This is a genomic window from Thauera phenolivorans (genome assembly GCF_001696715.1).
Lineage (GTDB): Bacteria > Pseudomonadota > Gammaproteobacteria > Burkholderiales > Rhodocyclaceae > Thauera > Thauera phenolivorans.
In genome coordinates this window covers 417,602-440,117 of sequence record NZ_MBFM01000005.1, presented here as the reverse complement: position 1 = coordinate 440,117, position 22,516 = coordinate 417,602, and the positions used below count along the sequence as shown (strand labels likewise).

The following is a 22,516-nucleotide window of genomic DNA, read 5'->3' as shown; positions in this document are numbered from 1 at the left end:
GAGAAGCTGGGCGTGAACATCGACGACCTGCTGATCTCGCAACCCGACACCGGCGAACAGGCGCTCGAGATCGCCGACATGCTGGTGCGTTCGGGCGGGGTGGACATCGTCGTCATCGACTCGGTCGCCGCGCTCACCCCGAAGGCGGAGATCGAGGGCGACATGGGCGACCAGCTGCCCGGCCTGCAGGCACGCCTGATGTCGCAGGCGCTGCGCAAGCTCACCGCCAACATCAAGCGCACCAACACCCTCGTCATCTTCATCAACCAGATCCGGATGAAGATCGGTGTCATGTTCGGCAGCCCCGAGACCACCACCGGCGGCAACGCGCTCAAGTTCTACGCCTCGGTGCGGATGGACATCCGCCGCACCGGCACGATCAAGAAGGGCGACGAGGTGGTCGGCTCCGAGACCCGCGTCAAGGTGGTCAAGAACAAGGTGTCGCCGCCGTTCAAGGAAGCCCACTTCGACATTCTCTACGGCGAGGGCATCTCGCGCGAGGGCGAGATCATCGACCTCGGCGTGGAGCACAAGATCCTCGACAAGTCGGGTTCGTGGTACGCCTACAACGGCGACAAGATCGGCCAGGGCAAGGACAACGTGCGCGAGTTCCTGCGCGCCAATCCGGGGCTGGCGCGCGAGGTGGAGAACAAGATCCGCGCCAATGTCGGTCTGCCGTTGATGGCGACCATCGCCACCGCCGCGACCGAAGCCGGCAAGGCGTCGGAAGCCGGCAGCACCGCGGCCTGAAACCGGAGACGCCTGCAACGATGGACGGGCCGAGCCTGCGCGCGCGCGCGCTTCGCCACCTCGCCCGGCGTGATCACTCGCGCACCGAGCTGGCGCAGAAGCTCGCCCCGCACGGTACCGAGGCCGAGGTCGAGGCGGTGCTCGACCGCGTCGCCGAGCTCGGCCTGCTCTCCGACCGCCGCTTCGCCGAGGCCTGGGTGCGCAGCAAGGCCGCGCGCTTCGGCGCCACCCGCCTGCGCGGCGAGTTGCTTCGCCGCGGGGTCGACCGTGAATTGGTCGACGCCGCGCTCGAGACCGAGTGCCTAGAATCCGAACTGGATCGTGCGCGCGCGGTGCTGCGCGGCCGCTTCGCGGCGCCGCCGGCCGATGCGCGCGAGTGGGCGCGCCAGGCGCGCTTCCTGCAAACCCGCGGCTTTGCGGTCGACCTGATCCGCAAGCTGCTCAAAGAGCGACCCGATGAGCCTGCTTAAAGTCACCGGCCTGCAGAAGCGCTACAAGGCGCGCACCGTCGTCCATGATGTCGGCTTCGAGGTCGACGCCGGCGAGGTGGTCGGCCTGCTCGGTCCGAACGGCGCCGGCAAGACGACCTGCTTCTACATGATCGTCGGCCTGGTGCGCGCCGATGGTGGCGAGATCCTGCTCGACGACGCCCGCCTCACCCACCTGCCGATCCATGAGCGCGCACGCCGCGGCCTGTCCTACCTGCCGCAGGAGATGAGCGTGTTCCGCAAGCTCACCGTGGCCGAGAACATCCGCGCGGTGCTCGAGCTGCAGGGCCTGGAGGACGAGGAGGTCGACACCCGGCTCGAGACCCTGCTCGAGGAACTCGGCATCACCCACCTGCGCAACAACACCGCGGTGTCGCTCTCCGGCGGCGAGCGGCGGCGCTGCGAGATCGCGCGCGCGCTCGCCACCGACCCGCGCCTGATTCTGCTCGACGAGCCCTTCGCCGGGGTGGACCCGATCGCGGTGCTGGACATCCAGAAGATCATCGGCTTCCTGCGCGCGCGCGGCATCGGCGTGCTGATCACGGACCACAACGTGCGCGAGACGCTCGGCATCTGCGACCGCGCCTACATCATCAGCGAGGGCCGCGTGCTTGCCAGCGGCAAGCCTTCGGAAATCATCGAGAACGAACAGGTACGCCGCGTCTATCTCGGCGAGCACTTCCGCCTGTGAGCCGCACCTCCCCATGAAACCCAGCCTTCAGCTCAAGCTCTCCCAGCACCTCACGCTGACGCCCCAGCTGCAGCAGTCGATCCGTCTGCTGCAGCTGTCCACGCTCGAGCTGAACCAGGAAATCGAGCGTTTCCTGCTCGAGAATCCGATGCTCGAGCGCGACGAACCCGATGGCGGCGAGTACGCGTCCGGCCCCACGCCCGCCGCCGGCAGCGCGCAGGACGGGGTCAATGGCAGCGAGCAGCCGAGCGAGCAGGACAATCGCGACGCGGCGCACGAGGAACAACAGGGCATCGACTGGAGCGACACCGGCAGTGCGCCGGGCGCGTCGAGCACGCGCGATCGCGACAATGACGAGGAGGTCGATTTCCAGGAATTCCAGCCGGCAGAGACCTCGCTGCGCGAGCACCTCGACCAGCAGATCGCGCTGTCGCAGATGTGCGACCGCGACCGCGCGCTCGCGCGCCTGGTCGTCGAGGCGCTCGACGACGATGGCTACCTGCACCAGACGCTGGAGGAGTTGCTCGCGCTGGTGCCCGCCGAGCACGGCGTCGAGCTCGAGGAGCTCGAGATCGCGCTGCGCCAGGTGCAGAGCCTGGAGCCCGCCGGCATCGCCGCGCGCAGCCCGCAGGAGTGCCTCGGGCTGCAGCTGCGGGCAATGCCCGAGGACCCGGTGCGCAAGCTCGCGCTGACCATCGTCGAGGGCCATCTCGAGCTGCTCGCCGAGCGTAACTTCGCCCGCATCAAGCGCCTGACCGGCTGCGACGACGACGCGCTGCGCGCGGCACACGCGCTGATCTGCAGCCTCGACCCGCATCCGGGCGCGCGCCACGGCAGCGACGACACCCGCTACGTGCTGCCCGACGTCGTCGTGCGCAAGACGCGCGGACGGTGGACGGTCGGCCTCAACGCGGAGGCGATGCCGCGCCTGCGGATCAACCAGCTCTATGCCAGCATCCTGCAGCAGCACCGCGGCCAGGGCGGCGAACTGCCTGCCCAGCTGCAGGAGGCGCGCTGGCTGATCAAGAACGTCCAGCAGCGCTTCGACACCATCCTGCGCGTCGCCCAGGCCATCGTTGACCAGCAGAGGCAGTTCTTCGATCATGGAGCCGTGGCAATGCGGCCACTCACGCTCAGGGAGATCGCCGACCAGCTCGAGCTTCACGAATCCACGGTTTCGCGGGTCACCACCCAGAAGTACATGGCAACCCCGCGTGGAGTGTTCGAGTTCAAGTACTTTTTCGGCAGTCACGTCGCCACCGACACCGGCGGCGCAGCCTCCTCCACGGCGATTCGGGCGCTGATCCGCCAGCTGGTGGAGGCCGAGGACGGGAAGAAGCCCCTGTCCGACGCGAAGATCGCCGATCTATTGGGCCAGCAGGGCATCGTCGTGGCGCGACGCACGATCGCGAAGTACCGCGAAACGATGAGCATCCCGCCGGTCAGCCAGCGCAAGACGATCTAGAAAAAAGAGGAATTGTCATGAACTTCAATCTCACCGGCCGTCACATCGACATCACCCCGGCGATCCGCGACTACGTCACCAGCAAGGTCGAGCGCGCGATCGCCCACGTCGATAACGTCACCAGCGCCAGCGTCATCATCTCGGTCGAGAAACTCAAGCAGAAGGCCGAGGTCACCGTGCAGGTGCGCGGCAAGTCGATCTTCGTCGAGAGCGACGACACCGACCTGTACGCGGCGATCGACTCGATGGCCGACAAGCTCGACCGCCAGATCGTCAAGTACAAGCAGAAGGCCGGCGACCACAACCACGAGTCGCTCAAGCACATCCCGGGCGAGGAAGAAGAGTAATACCGGTCGCTTACGTCTTTCGTCGTAGGGTATGGGTATAATGCCGGCGTTTTCACGATGCGGCTCGCCCGCCCGCCGAATGTCCGACCGCCTTGCGTGGCGCCAGTGACCCAGGCGCCGCGCAAGCACCCCTCCGAATGAGCCTGATACCCCGACTCCTGCCGCCGACCAATATCGTGGTCGACCTCGACGCGAGCAGCAAGAAGCGCGTGTTCGAGCAGGCCGGCCTGATCTTCGAGAACAACCAGGGCATCGCGCGCAGCACGGTGTTCGACAGCCTGTTCGCGCGCGAGCGCCTCGGCTCCACCGGTCTCGGCCAGGGAATCGCGATTCCCCACGGCCGCATCAAGGGGCTGCAGGACGCGGCCGGCGCCTTCTTCCGCCTCGCCGCGCCGGTGCCGTTCGACGCCCCCGACGGGCGGCCGGTCAGCCTGCTGTTCGTGCTGCTCGTGCCGGAACAGGCCAACGAGACTCATCTCCAGCTGCTGTCCGAACTGGCGCAGATGTTCAGCGACCGGAGCTTCCGCGAGGCGCTGCAGGCCGCCCCGGACGCCGCGCACATCCACCAGCTCTTCCTGGACTGGAGCGGCCATGCAGCAGACCAGCCTCCTCCGACTGTATGAGATCCAGCGCGAGCGCCTGCAGCTCACCCATGTGAGCGGCAGCCTCGAGGCGATGCTGTCGGTTCCCGACGAACGCATCTGGCCCGCCGACCTGGTCGGCCACCTCAACCTGATCCATCCCACCCGACTGCAGATCATCGGCGCCGCCGAGCTCGGCTGGGCGCGCCGGCAGTCGCAGGAGAAGGTCGGCCACCACCTGCGCGAGATCCTCTCCAGCCACCCGCCGGGCATCATCGTCGCCGACGGCTGCGAGACCCCCGGGGTCGTCGCCGCAATCTGCGAGCAGCACGGCGTCGCGCTGTTGACCACGCCGCAGCCCTCGGCCAGCGTCATCGACCAGCTCCGCCTCTACCTTTCGCGTGAGCTCGCCGAGCGGATCTCGCTGCACGGAGTGTTCATGGACGTGCTCGGCGTCGGCGTGCTGATCACCGGCGACTCGGGGGCCGGCAAGTCCGAACTCGCACTCGAGCTGATCTCGCGCGGCCACGGGCTGGTCGCCGACGACGTCGTCGAATTCGCCCGCGTCGCCCCTACCGTGCTCGAGGGCCGCTGCCCGCCGCTGCTGCAGGACTTCATCGAGGTGCGCGGCCTCGGCATCCTCAACGTACGCACGATCTTCGGCGAGACCGCCTGCCGACGGAAGATGCGACTGCGCCTGAGCTGCCACCTCGAGCGCCGCCTGCCGGGGCTCGACGACCCCAACCGGCTGCCGATCGAGCACGAGGTGCAGGACATCCTCGGCGTGCCCGTCCCGCGCGTGGTGCTGCCGGTGGCGGCGGGCCGCAACCTCGCGGTGCTGCTCGAGGCCGCGGTGCGCTCGACCATCCTCCAGCTGCGCGGCATCGACTGCACGCAGGACTTCATCGACCGCCAGTCGCGAGTGCTCAGCGAGGGCGAGAGCGACATCTGAGGCGGCAGCGGGCACCCTTGCCGCAGTGCCGCATCGACTGTTACCCTCGTCGTCTTTCCCGCCTGCCGCAGCACCGCCCATGACCGCCAGCCCGGACTACCTGGAACGCATCCTCAACGCGCAGGTATACGACGTCGCCGAAGAGACGCCGCTCGACCTCGCCGCCAACCTCTCCGCGCGGATGCACAACCGCATCCTGCTCAAGCGCGAGGACATGCAGCCGGTGTTCAGCTTCAAGATTCGCGGCGCCTACAACAAGATGGCGAACCTGTCGGCGGTCGCGCTCAAGCGCGGCGTGATCTGCGCCTCGGCCGGCAACCATGCGCAGGGCGTGGCGCTGTCGGCGCAGAAACTCGGGGTGCGGGCGGTCATCGTGATGCCCAGCACCACGCCGCAGATCAAGGTCGACGCGGTCCGCGGCTACGGCGGCGAGGTGGTGCTCGCCGGCGAATCCTTCTCCGACGCCTACGCCCACGCGCTCGAGCTGGAGAAGGCCGAGAAGCTGTCCTTCGTCCACCCCTACGACGACCCCGACGTGATCGCCGGCCAGGGCACGATCGGCATGGAGATCCTGCGCGCGCACTCGAAGCCGATCCACGCGATCTTCTGCGCGGTCGGCGGCGGCGGCCTGATCTCCGGGGTGGCGGCCTACGTGAAGCGGCTGCGCCCGGAAACGCGGATCATCGGCGTGGAAACGCTCGACGCCAACGCGATGACGCTGTCGCTCGCCGAGGGCAGGCCGGTCTCCCTCGAGCAGGTCGGCATCTTCGCCGACGGCACCGCGGTCAAGCGGGTGGGCGACGAGACCTTCCGGCTCTGCCAGGCCTATGTCGACGAGATGATCCTGGTCGACAACGATGCCATCTGCGCCGCCATCAAGGACGTCTTCGAGGACACCCGCTCCATCCTCGAGCCCTCCGGCGCGCTCGCGATCGCGGGCGCCAAGGAATACGCCAAGCGCAACAAACTGCGCGACAAGAACCTGGTCGCGGTGGCCTCGGGCGCGAACATGAACTTCGACCGCCTGCGCTTCGTCGCCGAACGCGCCGAGCTCGGCGAGCAGCGCGAGGCGGTGCTGGCGGTGACCATCCCGGAGAAGCCCGGCTCCTTCCGCAAGTTCATCAGCGTGCTCGGCAACCGCAACATCACCGAGTTCAACTACCGTTACGCCGACCCCGAGCGCGCCCACATCTTCGTCGGCGTCACGGTGCACAACCGCAACGAGGTCGCCCGCCTGGTGGAGATGCTCGCGCGCCACGAACTGCCGGCGCTCGACCTCACCGACGACGAGCTCGCCAAGACCCATGTGCGCTACATGGTCGGCGGCCGCGCGCCCCAGGTCGACAACGAGCGTATCTACCGCTTCGTATTCCCCGAGCAGCCGGGCGCGCTGATGAAGTTCCTCTCCCACCTGCGCTCCGACTGGAACATCTCGCTGTTCCACTACCGCAACCATGGCTCGGACTACGGCCGCGTGCTGGTCGGCATGCAGGTGCCGCCGCAGGACGAGGAGGCCTTCGCCGACTTCCTCCAGCGCCTGTCCTACGACTGCGTCCCCGAAAACGACAACCCCGCCTACCGCATGTTCCTGGGCTGAGACGCGCGCGTCAGCGCGCCACCGAGGCACGCGCGCCCGCCTCGGTGACGATCCAGTCCATCGGCCGGTCGTGCGCCTGCGGGTATACCGTCGCCGCGCGCGCGAGCTCGAAGCCGACCCCGACCGCGGTCGCGGGCATCGCCTCCAGCGTGCGGTCGAAGTAACCGCCGCCATAGCCGAGGCGAAAGCCCTCGGCATCGAAGACGTTCACCGGCACCAGCAGCACCTCGGGCTCGACCCTGTCGCCGCGCGCGGGGATCGGGATGCCGTGACGGTCGAGCGCCATCTCGACGCCCGGCGCCCAGGCGCGGAACGTCAGCGGCGCGTCGGCCTCGAGCGCCACCGGCAGCGCCGCGATCCGCCCCGGCGCCTGCGCCAGCCAATGCACGACGAAGGGCCGCAGGTCGGGCTCCGCGCGGTAGGGCCAGCAGAACGCGAGCACCCGCGGCGAGAGCTCGGCGAGCAAGGCCTCGAGGTGTTCGATGATGCGCTGCGTCAGCGTGTCATGGCGCGCCGCCGGCAAGGCCTCACGGGCCGCCAGCGCACGCTTGCGCAGTTCGCGCCGCTCGACCTGCATGCCTGCTGCGGAAGGGGGAAAGTGGTTCGTCACTGTGTTAAGGTTGGCGCGATCCGGATGGAACAAGACCCTATGAAAAAACGCATTCTGATCGCCCTCGCCGGCCTCGGCATGCTGCTTTGCGGCACGGCACCGGCGCAGGAAGGCGACAGCCGCATTCTTGCCGCTCGCGACGCGATCCGCAATGGCGACCGCGACACCCTCGAGCGCCTCGCCGCGACCGACGAGGGCCACGTCCTCGACCCCTACGTGCGTTACTGGTATCTGTTCAACCGCCTCGCGCGCACCGACGAGCTGCCGCCGGCCGCCGAGCTCCAGGCCTTCCTGCAGCGCCAGGCGGGCAGCCAGCTCGCCGAGCGCCTGCGCGCCGACTGGCTGCGGCGACTGGCGAAGGACCGCGACTGGGCCGGCTACCTGCAGCTCTACGCCGGCCTGCTCCGGCCCTCGAACGAGTTGCGCTGCCACGCCTGGACCGCCCGCCTGATGGAGGGCGGACGCATCGCGCCGATCGAGGTCGCCGCGCGCTGGGACGATCTGGTCGAAGCGCCCGCCGCCTGCGACCTGCCGCTGCAGGCCACGGTCGGCGCCGGCCTGGTCGACGAGGAAGCGATCTGGTGGCGCTTCCGCCGTCAGATCGACACCCGCCAGCCGGCGCGCGCGGCAAGCACGCTCGCCTGGCTGCCGGCCGGCAGCATCGCCGACACGGCCGACCTCGATCAGGCGATCCGCTCTCCCGCGCCGTATCTCGACCGCCTGCCGGCGAATTTCGCCGTCTCCCGCGAAGACCGCGAGTACGCGCTCGCCGCCCTCGTCCGCCTCGCCCGCACCGAGCCCGGTCCCGCTTACGTGCGGCTGCTGCGCATCCAGGACCGGCTGAGCCCGGCGGAGCGCGGCTACGCCTATTCGGTGCTCGCCCTGCACGGCGCGATGGACCAGCTGCCGCAGGCGCAGTCCTGGTTCGCCGCCGCCGGCGACACGCCGCTGACGCCCCGCCAGCGTGCCTGGCGCGTGCGTGCCGCGCTGCGCGCGCTCGACTGGCCGGCGGTGCAGGCGGCGATCGAGTCAATGCCCGCCGAGGAGCGCGGCGAACCGGAATGGACCTACTGGCTCGGCCGCGCCCTCGCCGCGGGCGGCGAGCGCGACGCCGCCGAGGCGGTGTTCGGCCAGATCGCCGGCCGGGCCGACTTCTACGGCATCCTTGCCGGCGAGGAACTCGGACGACCGTTCGCGCCGAGCTACGGCGACATCCGGGTCAGCCGTGCCAGCGTGCGCGCGGCACAGACCGACCCCGGCCTGCAGCGTGCCCTCGCCCTGCTCGCCCTCGAGATGCGCACCGAGGCGGTGCGCGAGTGGAACTGGGCGCTGCACGGCCGCGACGAGTCCTTCATGGTGGCCGCCGCCAACCTCGCGCTCGAGCGCGGCATCTACGACCGCGCGATCAACACCGCCGAGCGCGCCGACGCCGACGGCCATTTCGCGCTGCGCTTCATCACTCCCTATCGGGAGTTGATCGAGCCCCAGGCGCTCGGCCAGGGCCTCGACATGGGCTGGGTGTACGGCATCCTGCGCCAGGAGAGCCGCTTCGTCGCCCCCGCCCGCTCCAGTGCCGGCGCCCAGGGCCTGATGCAGGTGATGCCGGCCACCGGCAAGTGGGTGGCGGGCAAGATCGGCCTCAGCGACTACCATGCCGGCCGCCTCGCCGACCCCCGCACCAACGTGCTGCTGGGCACCAGCTACATGCGCCTGATCCTCGAGGGTCTCGACAACCACCCGGTGCTCGCCAGCGCCGGCTACAACGCCGGCCCCGGGCGCGCCCGACGCTGGCGCGACGACAAGCCGCTCGAAGGCGCGATCTACGCCGAGACCATTCCCTTCGACGAGACCCGCGACTACGTCAAGAAGGTGATGGCCAATGCCGTCATCTACGCCGCGATGCTGCAGAACCGGCCGCAGTCGCTGAAGGCCCGCCTCGGCACCGTCGCCCCGCGCCCCGCGCCCGAGACGGCCGATCCGGCCACGAATCCAAACGCCAACAACGAGTGATCAGATGAACCCCAGACGCGTCGTAATCATCGGAGGCTCCGGCTTCATCGGCAGCGCGATCGCCAATCGCCTGTCGGCGGCCGGTGTCAGTGTGCTGATCCCCACCCGCCGCCGCAGCCGCGCCGGCCACGTGTTGCTGCTGCCGACCGTCGAGGTCCTCGAGGTCGATTTGCACGACCCGGCCGCACTCGTCGGCCTGATCGCCGGCGCCGACGCGGTGATCAACACGGTCGGCATCCTGCACTCGCGCTCCGGCTCGCCCTACGGCCCCGACTTCGCGCGCGCCCACGTCGAACTGCCGAAGAAGATCGTCGCCGCGTGTCGCAATGCCGGCGTGCGCCGCCTGATCCACATCAGCGCGCTCGGCGCCGACGCTGAAGGCCCCTCCGAATACCAGCGCTCGAAGGCGGCCGGCGAGGCGGCGATCCGCAGCACCGGCTCCGACCTCGACTGGACCATCCTGCGGCCCTCGGTGGTGTTCGGCCGCGGCGACAGCTTCCTCAACATGTTCGCCTCCCTCGCCCGCACCGTCCCCGTGCTGCCGCTCGCGGGCGCGAAGGCGCGCTTCCAGCCGGTCTACGTCGAGGACGTGGCCGAGGTGGTGTGGCGCTGCCTCACCGAGCCCGAGTCCGCCGGCCAGATCTACGAGCTCGCCGGCCCCACCGCCTACAGCCTGCGCGAGCTGGTCGAGTACGTCTCCGCCCTCGTCGGCCGGCCGCGCCCGGTGATCCCGCTCCCCGAGAGCCTGGCGATGGTGCAGGCGCGGCCGATGGAGCTGGCGCCGAATCCGCTGATGAGCCGGGACAACGTGCGCTCGATGCGGGTAGACAACGTCGCCAGCGGCGCGCCGCTGCCCTTTGGCCTGCAGCCGACAGCCCTCGAGGCGGTCGTCCCCGCCTGGCTCGGCGAGGACAGCGGGCGCGCCCGCTACTACCCCTTCCGCCGCCAGGCGCGCCGCCACTGAGCGCGCCGCCGATGAAGGCCTATGTCGTGGGTGGCGCGGTGCGCGACGCGCTGCTCGGCCGCCCGGTGCAGGACCGCGACTGGGTGGTGGTCGGCGCGACCCCGCAGGAGATGCTCGCGCGCGGCTTCCGCCCGGTGGGCAAGGACTTCCCGGTCTTCCTGCACCCGGACAGCGGCGAGGAATACGCCCTCGCCCGCACCGAGCGCAAGAGCGGCCATGGTTACCACGGCTTCGTCTGCCACGCCGCCCCCGACGTCACCCTCGAGGAGGACCTCGCCCGGCGCGACCTCACGATCAACGCGATCGCCCGGCGCGAGGACGGCAGCCTGGTCGACCCCTATGGCGGCGTCGCCGACCTCGCGGCGAAGCGCTTCCGCCACGTGTCGCCGGCCTTCGCCGAGGACCCGCTGCGCATCCTGCGGGTGGCGCGTTTCTCGGCGCGCTTCACCGACTTCAGCCTCGCCCCCGAGACGCTCGCCCTGATGCGCGCCATGGTCGCCGCCGGCGAGGTCGATCACCTCGTCGCCGAGCGCGTGTGGCAGGAGCTCGCACGCGGCCTGATGGAGGAGCGTCCCTCGCGCATGATCGGCTGCCTGCGCGAGTGCGGCGCGCTCGCCCGCATCCTGCCCGAGCTCGACCGCCTGTTCGGCGTGCCGCAGCCGGCCCGCCACCATCCCGAGGGTGACGCCGGCACCCACGTGCTGCAGGTCATCGATCACGCCGCCCAGGCCCGCCTGCCGCTGGCTGGGCGCTGGGCCTGCCTGCTCCACGACCTCGGCAAGGCCGACACCCCGGCGGCCACCCTGCCCCATCACTACGGCCACGAACAGCGCAGCGCCGAAATCGCGCAGGCGGTGTCCGAGCGCCTGCGCGCACCGGTGGAATGCCGCGATCTCGCGGTGATGCTCGCGCGCGAGCATGGCGTGCTTGCGCGCGCCGACGAACTCCGGCCGGAGACGATGACGAAGCTGCTCGAGCGCTGCGACGGCCTGCGCCGGCCGGCGCGCTTCGAGCTGATGCTGGAAGCCGCCGCCTGCGACCATCGCGGGCGGGATGCCACCGCCGCCGGCGAGTGGGCGCCGGCAGGTCGCTGGCGGCGCGCGCTCGCGGCGCTGCGTGCGGTCGATGCCGGCGCCATCGCACGCGCCTGCGCCGACAAGGCGCAGATCCCGGCACGGGTGCATGAAGCGCGCGTCGCCGCGGTGCGCGCGGCGCTCGCCGGCTGAAGCCCGCTGCGACCGCGGGCCCTCGGACTCAGAGCGAACGCAGCAACAGCCAGGCGAGCAGGGACAGCAGCAGGGTGGTGGTGAACGGGAGGTGATATCCTCGTCCCCGGAAGCTGAAATGCAGGTCGCCCGGCAGCCGCCCGAGCCGCAGCCGCCGCGCCAGCCCGGGCTGCATCAGCCCGGTCGCCAGCACGAGCACCACGATCACCACGAACCACTTGAGCATTGCCCGCCCCGGCACCAAAGCCTGCCATTAGACCCCCGCGGGGCATGTGCGGCAACCGCCTCCCCACCGAACGACGACAACAAACGATGATCACCCTCTACACCTGGGGCACGCCGAACGGTCGCAAGATCTCGATCGCCCTCGAGGAGCTCGGCCTCCCCTACGAAGTGCGCACCATCGACATCACCCACGCGCAGCAGTTCACCCCCGAATTCCTCGCCCTCAACCCGAACCACAAGATCCCGGTCCTGGTCGATTTCGACGGCCCGGACGGCGCCCCGATCACGCTCAGCGAATCGGGCGCGATCCTGCTCTATCTCGCCGAGAAGACCGGCCGCCTGCTGCCGGCCGCGGCGCGTGCGCGCTACGCCGCGCTGCAGTGGCTGATGTTCCAGATGGGCGGCATCGGCCCGATGCTCGGCCAGGCGCATCACTTCCTGCGCTTCGCCCCCGACGTGATTCCCTACGCGGTCGAGCGCTATTCCAAGGAGGCGGCGCGCCTGTACGGCGTGCTCGAGACCCGGCTCACCGACTGCGACTGGCTGGCCGGCGACGAATACTCGATCGCCGACATCGCCACCTTCCCGTGGATCGCCCGCCACGACTGGCAGGGCATCGACCTCGGCCGCTATCTTGCGGTGAAGCGCTGGTACGACGCGATCGCCGACCGCCCTGCGGTCAGGCGCGGCATGGAGGTGCCCCGATGAAAACCACCCGTTTCGGCGAAATCGAAATCCTGCACGAGGCCCCCGCCGGTGACGCCCGTCCCACCCCGCTGCTGTTCGTGCACGGCGCCTACGTCGCCGCATGGTGCTGGGGGGAGCATTTCCTGCCGTGGTTCGCCCGCCAGGGCTGGTCGAGCTATGCGATGTCGCTGTCCGGTCATGGCGGCAGCCGCCGGCGCGATCACCTCGACTCCTTCTCGATCGACCGCTATGTGGACGACCTCGTCGAGGTGATCGACCACCTGCCCGTGCCGCCGGTGCTGATCGGCCACTCGATGGGTGGCCTGGTGGTGCAGAAGTATCTCGAGCGCAGCGACGCGCCGGGGGTGGTGCTGCTGTCCTCGGTGCCGCCCCAGGGCCTGATGGCCTCGGCCGTCGGCCTGATGTTCAAGAAGCCGCACCTGCTCGGCGACCTCAACAACATCATGAATGGCACCGATGTCGACATCGAGAGCCTGCGCGAGGCCCTGTTCCACCAGCCGATCGACGACGCCCGCCTGCGTCGCTACTACCGCCTGTGCCAGCCCGAGTCGCATCGCGCGATCTGGGACATGACGATGTTCAACCTGCCCAATCCGTCGCTGATGCACCGCCCGCCGATGCTGATCATGGGCGCCAGCGACGACCACCTGATCCCGCCCGACCAGGTGCACATGACGGCCGCCACCTACGGCCAGCAGGCGGAGATCATCGACGGCCTCGGCCACGGCATGATGCTCGAGGACGACTGGGAAAGGGTCGCCCGCCCGATCGCCGACTGGCTGCGCGAACGCGACTTCTGAGGCGCGACCGGCGACCGCCTAAAGGGTGTGCAGGCGGTCGCCGCGGGCGAAGCCGAGCAGCGGCTGGCCCATCCCGCGGCCGACCGCGAGCACCTTGAACAGCTCCCCCATCTCCTGCGGCGCCGTCAGCCGCTGCACCGCGCGCGCGGCACGGATGTAGTCGGCCCCCTCGCGCGGCCCGCGCCGCTCGAGGCAGTCGAGCACGCCGCAGTTGAACAGGAACTGGGCCTGGCTGGTGTAGCCGAGCACGTCGAGACCGGCGTCGAAGGCCGCCTCGGCGATCGCGGTGAAATCGACGAAGGCGGTGATGTCGTTCAGCCCCGGCCACAGGAAGGGGTCGGAATGGGCGTGGTGGCGGTAGTAGCACAGCAGGGTGCCGGTCGCGCGCGACGGCAGGTAGTACTCGGCGCGCGGGTAGCCGTAGTCCACCAGCAGCATCGCCCCCGCCTCCAGCCGCTCGGCCCACGCCGCGATCCAGGCACGGCCCGCGAGGTTGAGCTCGCTGACGTACTCTCCTTCCTGCGGACGCGGCAGGTCGAGGGCGAGGCCCGCCTCGCGCACCGCGCCGGCCGCCGGCACATCGGCCCAGCACGGCCGCCATTCGCCCTGCGCGCCCGGCGCCGCGGCGACGCCGCGCTCGAACAGGCCGTCCGCGCGCGACACCAGCAGATGCACCGGCATCACGTCGAGCACCTCGTTCGCCACTACCGCACCCGCCACGCGCGCCGGCAGCGCGTCCAGCCAGTGCACCCGCGCCGCCAGGTGCGGTGCCTTCTGCGCGAGCGTGTCGAACTGGCGTTCGCGCAGCTCGCCCGACAGCTCGAGGATGCCGTAGCGCTCGGGCAGGCTGCCCCGGCGCTCGAGTTCGAGCAGCAGGTCGGCGGCGAGCAGGCCGGTGCCGGCGCCGACCTCGATCAGCTGCGGCGCGCTCGCCGCCATCACCTCGACGACCTGGGCGGCGAGCGCCTGACCGAACAAGGGCGTGAGTTCGGGCGCGGTGATGAAGTCGCCGCCCGGCCCGAACTTGCGCGCGCCGCCGCTGTAGTAACCGCAACCCGGGGCGTAGAGCGCGAGCTCCATGTAGCGGGCGAAGCTCATCCAGCCGCCGGCGGCCTCGAGCTCGCTGCGCAGCAACTCGGCGAGGCGGTCACTCTGGGCGAGCGCGTCGGCGCCCGGCGGCGGAAGGGAGGCGGAGTTCGTCATGGCGGGGCGCGGCGGAAAAGCCGGCATTGTAGCCGAGCCCCCGCCGCACACCGCCCGCGACAACGCGCCCACCCCAGGTCACGCTGAGCACGGCAGGAGCGGCGAACGCCGCGATTGCGGCGGTGACGCGGCGGACGCGGTTGCCACCGGGAAAGCTCACTTGCCTGCAAGGACGAGGGACTTCCCCGCGCTCCGCTCTCCGGCGACAATCGTCCGCATGAACGAGACCAGCCCTTCCCCCGTGATCGTGGTCACCGGCGCCGCGCGCCGGGTCGGCGCCGAGATCGCCCGCCAGCTGCATGCCGCAGGCGCCCGCCTCGTGCTCCACTATCGCCGCAGCGCCGAGGAGGCCGACCGCCTCGCCGCCACGCTCGACGAGGCGCGCCCCGGTTCCGCCTGGACCTGGTGCGGCGACCTCGGCTGCGACGGCGTGCCCGAGGCGCTCGCCGATGCGGCGCTCGACCATTTCGGCCGCATCGACGGCCTGGTCAACAACGCCTCGAGCTTCTTCCCCACCCCGCTCGGCACGATCGACCGCGCGGCCTGGGACGACCTCGTCGGCTCCAACCTGAAGGGTCCGCTGTTCCTGTCGCAGGCGCTCGCCGACGAACTGCGCGCGCGACGCGGCGCGATCGTCAATATCGTCGATATCCACGCCGAGCGGCCGCTGCGCAACTATCCCTTGTACAGCGTGGCGAAGGCGGGGCTCGCCGGCCTGACCCGTGCCCTCGCGCTCGAGCTCGCACCCGAGGTGCGGGTCAACGGCGTCGCTCCCGGACCGATCGAATGGCCGGAGGACGGCCAGTTCCCCGCCGCCGAGCGGGAGCAGATCGTGCGCCACACCCTGCTCCAGCGCGAGGGCAGCCCGGCCGACATCGCGCGCACGGTGCGCTTCCTGATGTTCGACGCGCCCTACGTCACCGGGCAGATCCTCGCGGTCGATGGCGGTCGCAGCGCCCATCTCTGAGCGCAGCCCGCGCCACGGCCGGGGCCGCGCCGCAAGGGTATAATCCGGCACGTTTTTTCGCCCGAGCCCCGACGTGACCGCTGCCACCTCCCCCACCGCTGCCGCCCCGGCGGCGGAAGCCCGCCATTCCAACACCTTCCTGCGCCTGAAGAAGAAGCTCGAGCGCGGCGCCGGCGAGGCGATCGGCGACTACAACATGATCGGCGACGGCGACACCGTGATGGTGTGCGTGTCCGGCGGCAAGGACTCCTACACCCTGCTGTCGGTGCTGCTCGCGCTGCGCGAGCGCGCGCCGGTGGACTTTCGCATCGTGGCGATGAACCTCGACCAGAAGCAGCCCGGCTTTCCCGATCACATCCTGCCCGCCTGGTTCGAGTCGATCGGGGTCGAGTACCGCATCGTCACCGAGGACACCTACTCGATCGTCAAGGACAAGATTCCGGCGGGCAAGACCACCTGCTCGCTGTGCTCGCGCCTGCGCCGCGGCATCATCTACCGCACCGCGCGCGAGATCGGCGCCACCCGGATCGCGCTCGGCCACCATCGCGACGACATCCTCGAGACGCTGTTCCTCAACATGTTCTTCGGCGGCAAGATCAAGGCGATGCCGCCCAAGCTGGTGAGCGACGACGGCGACAACGTCGTCATCCGCCCGCTCGCCTACTGCACCGAGGCCGACATCGCCCGCTTCGCGCGCGCGATGGAATACCCGATCATCCCGTGCAACCTGTGCGGCTCGCAGGAGAACGCGCAGCGCAGGCAGATCAAGGCGATGCTGCAGTCGTGGGCGCGCGACTACCCGGGCCGGATCGAGTCGCTCGCCACCGCGCTGAAAAACGTCGTGCCCTCCCATCTCGCCGACGCTCGGCTGTTCGATTTCGCCGGCCTCACCCGCCAGACGCCGGTCGAAGAGGGCGACACCGCCTTCGATCCGGTGGCGCTCCCGACCGCCCCGGGCGCCACGGTGCGCTTCTTCGAAACCGCCGAGCAACGCGACTAGCGCAGCACGGCCGCGCCCGGCGTTCCCGCTTGCGCGCCGTTTCCCATTCAACCATCATGCGACGGACGCCCGCATCCCGCGCGGCGGCAGCGCGAGCCGGTTGCACAGATGCCCGAGCGACGAAACCTCTGCATGCTGGTGGCGGTACCTGGCGGCACCGCCGAGCCCGACGCCCTCCCGTTTCAGGACGGCGTGCGGGAAGCGCTCGCGCGCATCGTCACCGCTCACGGCGGCACGCTCCTCGAACGACGGCTGGCCTCCCTGGCGGCGAGCTTCAAGAGCTGCGACGCGGCCCTGCGTGCCGCGCGCGAGACCTTGGAAGAGCTGCCGTTCGCCACCCCCGCGATCGCGATCCATTACGGCTGCGCCGACGGGGGAAGCGCGCCCACCACCGGCCTGGCGTTCGCCCACCGACTCGCCGCGCTCGCCCGCCCCGGCGAGGGACTCGCCAGCGCCGCCGCGGTGATGCTGCTCGACGGCCCCGCGCGCCAGCTCGCGAGCGCCCAACCGCTCGCGCGCGACAGCTTCGCCACACTCGACTGGCCGGTGTTCGCGGTCGGCGCGCGCGCCGGTACGGTCACCTCGATGCCCGCGCTGACGCGGCTGTCGCAGCGCCTGCGCCTGCGCCACCAGCAGGATCTGGTGCTCGTCGAGGAGCTCCGGCCACTGGTGCGGCTGGGGCGGGCGCTCGGCAACGACCTCGTGATCATGGATGCGCGCGCCTCGCGCCAGCACGCCCGCATCGAGCTACGCCCGGACGGCTTCGTGCTGGTCGACAGCAGCAGCAACGGCACATGGGTCGGCCTGGAGGGCGAGCTGGAAACCTGGGTGCGCGACGGCGAGCTGCTGCTGCGCGGCCCGGGCCGCCTCGGCTGCGGCTTCTCGACCGCCGACATCCGCCGCGACCTGGTGTTCTTCGATCTGGTTTGAGCGCCGTGCGGGCGCGCACGCCCGCACGGCGCCACGCATCTCAGCCGGCCATGCAGCCGCTGATGAAGGTCTTGCGCTTGGCGCCCGTGAGCGACTGCTCGGTCGCCGCCTGCCGGCAGCGCTGCTCACGTTCGCGACTGCCGGCACTGCTCGCCACCGGTTGCGCGGCCACCGCCTGGGCTTCCGCGCCCGTGCGCTTCTGTTCCGCGGCGGGCACCGCCGCCGTCAGCGGGCCTGCGCCCGGCATCTCCACCGCCGCGGGCGCGACCGTCCCCTCGTGCTTGCCCTTCAGACAACCGCTCATGAACTGGCGACGCTCATCGCCCTTCAGCGCCTGGCTCTTCGCCTCCTGGTTGCATCGCTTCATGCGTTCGTGCTGGGGATTGGCCCACGCCTCGGCCGGTGCCAGGGTCGCGAAGGCGCAGCTGGCGGCAAGCAGGGACAGCATCTTCTTCATCATGGATCTCCTCGTGGTTGATGCCCGAAAGGCCTCCAGATTCTGCATTTGTCATATTTACATGTCAAACGCATTTACCGTACTACGCCCTCCCCGGGCGCCCCGCGCAGGCGTCGGGACATGATCGACGGCGGTGCCCTCGCGGCGCTCGGCGGCCTGTTCGCCTCCTCCTTCCTCGCCGCCACGCTGCTGCCGGGCGGCTCGGAGCTGGTGTTCGCCGGCCTCCTGCTCGCCCACCCCGGGCTCACGCTGCCCGCTCTGGCGCTCGCCGCCCTCGGCAACACCGCCGGCGGCATGAGCACCTACCTGCTGGCGCGCCTGGTGCCGCGCAAGGAACTGCCGCCACGGCTGGACTTCGTGCGCCGCCGCGGCAGCGTCGTGCTGTTGCTGTCATGGGCGCCGGTGGTGGGCGACGCGCTGTGCGCCGCTGCCGGCGTGCTGCGCCTGCCGTGGGCCGCCTGTCTGATGTGGATGGCGCTGGGCAAGACCGCGCGCTATGCGGTGATCGCCTGGTCGCTGAGCTGAGCCAGATGACCACGGTGCCGGCAGGGCCGCGTTTTTGCTGCATGCTGCAGTGCAGTGGGCTAGAATCGAACGTCCACTCCCAGCCGCTTTCCAGGTAACCGCATGTCCCAACGCCTGCGCGAGATCCCGTACAACTACACCTCGTTCTCCGATCGCGAGATCGTGATCCGGCTGCTCGGCGACGACGCCTGGGACACGCTCGACGTCCTGCGCGCGGAACGCGTCACCGGCCGCTCGGCGCGGATGCTCTACGAGGTGCTGGGCGACATCTGGGTGGTCCGCCGCAACCCCTATCTCGAGGACGACCTGCTGGCCAGCCGCGAGCGCCGCGAGGCGCTGATCGGCGCGCTGAATCACCGCCTCAACGAGGTCGATCTCCGCCGCCACGGCAACGAGCGGGTGGCCTTCCTGCTCACCCGCGCTCGCCAGGCGGTGGTGTCCTTCGAGGACTGGTTCGACGCCACCGCGCGCCGGCGCAAGGCGGTGCACAAGGCGCTGCTGCGCCACACCCGGCGCGACAACATCCGCTTCGACGGCCACGCCCGCGTCACCCACGTCACCGACGCCACCGACTGGCGCGTCGAGTACCCCTTCGTCGTCCTCGTGCCCGACACCGAGGAAGAGATGGCGCCGCTGGTGCGCGAGTGCATCGCCCTCGGCCTGACCATCATCCCGCGCGGCGGCGGCACCGGCTACACCGGCGGCGCGATCCCGCTCGACGCCAATTCGGTGGTGATCAACACCGAGAAGCTGCTCGCCATCGGCCCGGTCGAGGAAATCGCGCTGCCGACCGTGACCGGCACGATGGCCGAGCCCTACGCCACCATCCGCACCGGCGCCGGCGTGGTCACCGCGCGCGTGGCGGAAGCCGCGGCGGCGGCCGGGCGGGTGTTCGCGGTCGATCCGACCTCGGCCGAAGCCTCCTGCATCGGCGGCAACATCGCGATGAACGCGGGTGGCAAGAAGGCGGTGCTGTGGGGCACCGCGCTCGACAACCTGGCGTGGTGGAAGATGGTCACGCCCGACGGCAACTGGCTGGAAATCGAGCGCCTCGACCACAATTTCGGCAAGATCCACGAGCAGGAGGAGGTGCGCTTCCGCCTGCGCCGTTTCGACGGCCTCAGCTACAAGCCGCTCGGCGAGGAGATCCTCACCATGGCCGGCGCGGCCTGCCGCAAGATCGGCCTGGGCAAGGATGTCACCGACAAGTTCCTCGGCGGCATCCCCGGCGTGCAGAAGGAAGGCACCGACGGCCTGATCGTCGCCTCGCGCTGGGTGCTGCACAGGATGCCGCCCCACACTCGCACCGTCTGCCTCGAATTCTTCGGCCAGGTGCGCGAGGCGGTTCCCGCGATCGTGGAGATCACCGACTTCTTCAAGCCGGGCGGCGGCGGCCATCGTGCGGGCGTGCTGCTCGCCGGCCTCGAGCACCTCGACGAGCGCTACGTGAAGGCGGTGGGCTACGCCACCAAGGCGAAGCGCCACGGCCGTCCGAAGATGGTGCTGATCGGCGACATCGTCGGCCACGACGAGGACGCGGTGATGGCGGCCGCTTCCGAAGTGGTGCGCATGACCAACACCCGCGGCGCCGAGGGCTTCATCGCGGTCAGCGCCGAGCAGCGCAAGCGTTTCTGGCTCGAGCGCAGCCGCACCGCGGCGATCTCGCGCCACACCAACGCGTTCAAGATCAACGAGGACGTCGTCATCCCGCTGCCGCGCATGGGCGAGTACTGCGACGGCATCGAGCGCATCAACATCGAGCTGTCGGCGAAGAACAAGCTCGACCTGTGCGATGCGCTGACCGAGTTCCTGCAGGGCGATCTGCCGCTCGACGTGAAGGATGCCGACGTCGACCGCGCGGTGCTCATCGGCGACCACCGTCAGGTCGCGCTCGAGCACATCACCGCCGTGCGCCGCCGCTGGCAATGGCTGCTCGACAACCTCGACATGCCGCTCGCCGAGGCCGAGACCCACTTCGACGAGTACGGCATCGCGGCCGGCGAGCTCAGCAACCGCGCCGGCGACCTGCGCCTGTTCCACCGCCTCCAGGACTATTCGATCCGGATCTCGTGGAAGAAGGAGCTGCGCCCGCGGCTCAAGGACGCCTTCGACGGCGCGGTGTTCGCGCCGGTGCTCGAGCGCATCGAGGAGATCCACGAGGAGGTCAAGCGCGGCCGGGTCTTCGTCGCCCTGCACATGCACGCGGGCGACGGCAACGTGCACACCAACCTGCCGGTCAACTCCGACCACTACGAGATGCTGCAGACCGCCAACCGCGCGGTCGACCGCATCATGGCGCTCGCGCGCAGCCTCGACGGCGTGATCTCGGGCGAGCACGGCATCGGCCTCACCAAGCTCGACTACCTCACCGACGAGGAGATGGCGCGCTTCTGGGCCTACAAGCAGGAGGTCGACCCCGAGGGCCGCTTCAACCGCGGCAAGCTGATGCGCGGGGAGGCCGCGCACGGCCTCAAGGCCAACCTGCAGAACGCCTACACGCCGAGCTTCAACCTGATGGGCCACGAGTCCATCATCATGGAGCAGACCGCGGTCGGCGAGATCGCCCACGACATCAAGGACTGCCTGCGCTGCGGCAAGTGCAAGCCGGTGTGCTCGACCCACGTGCCGCGCGCCAACCTGCAGTACAGCCCGCGCGACAAGATCCTGTCGACCTCGCTGCTGATCGAGGCCTTCCTCTACGAGGAGCAGACCCGGCGCGGCGTATCGCTCGCGCACTGGACCGAGTTCGAGGACGTGGCCGACCACTGCACGGTGTGCCACCGCTGCGTGAAGCCCTGCCCGGTCGACATCGACTTCGGCGACGTCTCGATCAAGATGCGCAACCTGCTGCGCACGCAGGGCAAGCGCAGCTTCAACCCCGGCAAGGCGGCGGCGATGGCCTTCCTGACGGTGAAGGATCCCGCCACGATCAAGGCGATCCGCACCGGCATGCTCGAGTGGGGCTACAAGGCGCAGCGCTGGGCGCACGGCCTGGGCAAGCGCTTCGGTCTCATCCAGCCGCAGCTGAAGGCGCCGCCGGGCACCCTCGGCAAGCCGCCGCTCGTCACCCCCACGGTGCGCGCGCAGGTGATCCACTTCATCAACAAGCCGATGCCCGGCAACCTGCCCAAGCGCACCAGCCGCGCCCTGCTCGACATCGAGGACGACAAGATCATCCCGGTGATCCGCGACCCGCAGAAGGCCAACGGCGACTCGGAAGCGGTGTTCTACTTCCCCGGCTGCGGCTCCGAGCGGCTGTTCAGCCAGGTGGGGCTGGCCACGCAGGCGATGCTCTACCACGTCGGCGCCCAGACCGTGCTGCCGCCGGGCTACCTGTGCTGCGGCTACCCGCAGACCGCTGCCGGCGAGGAGGAGAAGGGCCAGAAGATCACCACCGACAACCGGGTGCTCTTCCACCGCGTCGCCAACACCCTGAACTATCTCGACATCAAGACCGTGATCGTGTCCTGCGGCACCTGCATGGACCAGCTGCTGAAGTACGAATTCGACAGGATCTTCCCCGGCTGCCGCCTGCTCGACATCCACGAGTACCTGATGGAGAAGGGGGTGAAGCTCGACGGCCTGCAGGGCGTGAAGTACATGTACCACGAGCCCTGCCACACGCCGATGAAGGTGCATTCGGGCATCAAGGTGGCGAACGAGCTGATGGGCACGCGGGTCGATCTCAACGACCGCTGCTGCGGCGAGTCGGGCACGCTCGCGGTGGCCCGCCCCGACATCTCGACCCAGGTCCGCTTCCGCAAGCAGGAGGAGCTGGAGAAGGGCGCGGCGAAGCTGCGCGAGGACGAGCCGGACGCGAAGGTGAAGATCCTGACCTCCTGCCCGAGCTGCCTGCAGGGCATGCACCGCTTCACCGACGATGCCGGCGGCCTCGAGCCCGATTACATCGTCATCGAGCTGGCGAAGCACATCCTGGGCGAGAACTGGCTGCCCGAGTATGTGAACAGGGCGAACAACGGCGGCATCGAGCGGGTGCTGCTGTAAGCCCCCGGAGCCGGC

Annotated in this window: 22 protein-coding genes; 18 read left to right on the top strand and 4 right to left on the bottom strand. The window is 70.0% G+C overall.

The window, feature by feature from the left end:
• The 8 genes from recA to ilvA form a co-directional block, all read left to right on the top strand.
• The coding region (recA, locus tag BB334_RS17875; protein ID WP_068809482.1) for a recombinase RecA at window positions 1-750 on the top strand (750 nt) is incomplete at its 5' end.
• 20 nt (window positions 751-770) lie between these two features.
• Window positions 771-1,220, top strand: a complete 450-nt coding sequence (gene recX / locus BB334_RS15100; protein ID WP_068809315.1) for a recombination regulator RecX — start codon at window positions 771-773, stop codon at window positions 1,218-1,220.
• On the top strand, window positions 1,207-1,929 hold the full coding sequence (lptB, locus tag BB334_RS15095; protein ID WP_068809314.1) for an LPS export ABC transporter ATP-binding protein: 723 nt from the start codon (window positions 1,207-1,209) through the stop codon (window positions 1,927-1,929). Before recX ends, lptB begins: the two co-directional genes overlap by 14 nt.
• A 13-nt stretch (window positions 1,930-1,942) precedes the next feature.
• On the top strand, window positions 1,943-3,394 hold the full coding sequence (locus BB334_RS15090) for an RNA polymerase factor sigma-54 (protein WP_068809313.1): 1,452 nt from the start codon (window positions 1,943-1,945) through the stop codon (window positions 3,392-3,394).
• A gap of 17 nt (window positions 3,395-3,411) precedes the next feature.
• Window positions 3,412-3,741, top strand: a complete 330-nt coding sequence (gene hpf, locus BB334_RS15085) for a ribosome hibernation-promoting factor, HPF/YfiA family (RefSeq protein WP_068809312.1) — start codon at window positions 3,412-3,414, stop codon at window positions 3,739-3,741.
• 137 nt (window positions 3,742-3,878) lie between these two features.
• Window positions 3,879-4,364: a PTS IIA-like nitrogen regulatory protein PtsN gene (gene ptsN, locus BB334_RS15080; protein WP_068809311.1), complete on the top strand. Its 486-nt coding sequence runs from the start codon at window positions 3,879-3,881 to the stop codon at window positions 4,362-4,364.
• Window positions 4,333-5,274 (top strand): HPr(Ser) kinase/phosphatase, encoded by a 942-nt coding sequence (gene hprK, locus BB334_RS15075; protein ID WP_068809310.1) that lies wholly within the window; start codon window positions 4,333-4,335, stop codon window positions 5,272-5,274. The genes ptsN and hprK overlap by 32 nt, the downstream gene beginning before the upstream one ends.
• A gap of 79 nt (window positions 5,275-5,353) precedes the next feature.
• Window positions 5,354-6,871: a threonine ammonia-lyase, biosynthetic gene (ilvA, locus tag BB334_RS15070; protein ID WP_068809309.1), complete on the top strand. Its 1,518-nt coding sequence runs from the start codon at window positions 5,354-5,356 to the stop codon at window positions 6,869-6,871.
• Window positions 6,872-6,881: 10 nt separating this feature from the next.
• Here the strand turns inward: ilvA and BB334_RS15065 are convergent, their stop codons facing one another.
• The gene (locus tag BB334_RS15065) at window positions 6,882-7,448 is read right to left on the bottom strand and encodes a 5-formyltetrahydrofolate cyclo-ligase (protein WP_068809308.1); all 567 of its coding nucleotides are present in this window, start codon (window positions 7,446-7,448) and stop codon (window positions 6,882-6,884) included.
• 72 nt (window positions 7,449-7,520) lie between these two features.
• Between BB334_RS15065 and BB334_RS15060 the strand changes: the two genes are divergently transcribed.
• The 3 genes from BB334_RS15060 to BB334_RS15050 are packed head-to-tail and all read left to right on the top strand — an operon-like array spanning window position 7,521 to window position 11,681.
• Entirely contained in the window at window positions 7,521-9,491 is a 1,971-nt protein-coding gene (locus BB334_RS15060) for a lytic transglycosylase domain-containing protein (RefSeq protein ID WP_068809307.1), read from the top strand.
• 4 nt (window positions 9,492-9,495) lie between these two features.
• On the top strand, window positions 9,496-10,455 hold the full coding sequence (locus BB334_RS15055) for a complex I NDUFA9 subunit family protein (RefSeq protein ID WP_068809306.1): 960 nt from the start codon (window positions 9,496-9,498) through the stop codon (window positions 10,453-10,455).
• 11 nt (window positions 10,456-10,466) lie between these two features.
• Window positions 10,467-11,681 (top strand): multifunctional CCA addition/repair protein, encoded by a 1,215-nt coding sequence (locus BB334_RS15050; RefSeq protein ID WP_068809305.1) that lies wholly within the window; start codon window positions 10,467-10,469, stop codon window positions 11,679-11,681.
• A 28-nt stretch (window positions 11,682-11,709) separates the two neighbouring features.
• On the opposite strand, the gene BB334_RS15045 is transcribed toward BB334_RS15050, so the two are convergent.
• Window positions 11,710-11,907, bottom strand: a complete 198-nt coding sequence (locus tag BB334_RS15045; protein WP_068809304.1) for a DUF2905 family protein — start codon at window positions 11,905-11,907, stop codon at window positions 11,710-11,712.
• An 86-nt stretch (window positions 11,908-11,993) separates the two neighbouring features.
• On the opposite strand from BB334_RS15045, the gene BB334_RS15040 reads away from it, so the two are divergent.
• Together BB334_RS15040 and BB334_RS15035 are read left to right on the top strand one after the other, a co-directional pair.
• Window positions 11,994-12,614, top strand: a complete 621-nt coding sequence (locus BB334_RS15040; RefSeq protein ID WP_068809303.1) for a glutathione S-transferase family protein — start codon at window positions 11,994-11,996, stop codon at window positions 12,612-12,614.
• Window positions 12,611-13,414, top strand: a complete 804-nt coding sequence (locus BB334_RS15035) for an alpha/beta hydrolase (RefSeq protein WP_068809302.1) — start codon at window positions 12,611-12,613, stop codon at window positions 13,412-13,414. Before BB334_RS15040 ends, BB334_RS15035 begins: the two co-directional genes overlap by 4 nt.
• 18 nt (window positions 13,415-13,432) lie before the next feature.
• Here BB334_RS15035 and BB334_RS15030 read toward each other — a convergent pair whose 3' ends face one another.
• A complete protein-coding gene (locus tag BB334_RS15030) occupies window positions 13,433-14,617 on the bottom strand; it encodes a class I SAM-dependent methyltransferase (protein ID WP_068809301.1) in 1,185 nt (394 codons plus the stop codon).
• Between the two features lie 217 nt (window positions 14,618-14,834).
• Between BB334_RS15030 and BB334_RS15025 the strand changes: the two genes are divergently transcribed.
• The 3 genes from BB334_RS15025 to BB334_RS15015 all read left to right on the top strand — a co-directional run bounded on the left by BB334_RS15025 (window position 14,835) and on the right by BB334_RS15015 (window position 17,514).
• Window positions 14,835-15,584, top strand: a complete 750-nt coding sequence (locus BB334_RS15025; protein ID WP_068809300.1) for a pteridine reductase — start codon at window positions 14,835-14,837, stop codon at window positions 15,582-15,584.
• Between the two features lie 73 nt (window positions 15,585-15,657).
• A complete protein-coding gene (gene ttcA / locus BB334_RS15020) occupies window positions 15,658-16,584 on the top strand; it encodes a tRNA 2-thiocytidine(32) synthetase TtcA (RefSeq protein WP_068809299.1) in 927 nt (308 codons plus the stop codon).
• A 108-nt stretch (window positions 16,585-16,692) separates the two neighbouring features.
• Window positions 16,693-17,514, top strand: coding sequence for an FHA domain-containing protein (locus tag BB334_RS15015; RefSeq protein WP_068809298.1), 822 nt, complete (start codon window positions 16,693-16,695; stop codon window positions 17,512-17,514).
• A gap of 40 nt (window positions 17,515-17,554) precedes the next feature.
• On the opposite strand, the gene BB334_RS15010 is transcribed toward BB334_RS15015, so the two are convergent.
• Window positions 17,555-17,974 carry a PsiF family protein gene (locus BB334_RS15010; RefSeq protein WP_232756750.1) on the bottom strand — a complete coding sequence of 140 codons (420 nt, stop codon included), beginning with the start codon at window positions 17,972-17,974 and terminating at the stop codon, window positions 17,555-17,557.
• Between the two features lie 117 nt (window positions 17,975-18,091).
• Here BB334_RS15010 and BB334_RS15005 point away from each other — a divergent pair, with 117 nt between their 5' ends.
• Together BB334_RS15005 and BB334_RS15000 are read left to right on the top strand one after the other, a co-directional pair.
• Entirely contained in the window at window positions 18,092-18,496 is a 405-nt protein-coding gene (locus tag BB334_RS15005; protein WP_068809296.1) for a YqaA family protein, read from the top strand.
• A 102-nt stretch (window positions 18,497-18,598) separates the two neighbouring features.
• Window positions 18,599-22,501, top strand: a complete 3,903-nt coding sequence (locus tag BB334_RS15000; protein ID WP_068809295.1) for a DUF3683 domain-containing protein — start codon at window positions 18,599-18,601, stop codon at window positions 22,499-22,501.
• The last annotated feature ends 15 nt before the right edge of the window (window positions 22,502-22,516 follow it).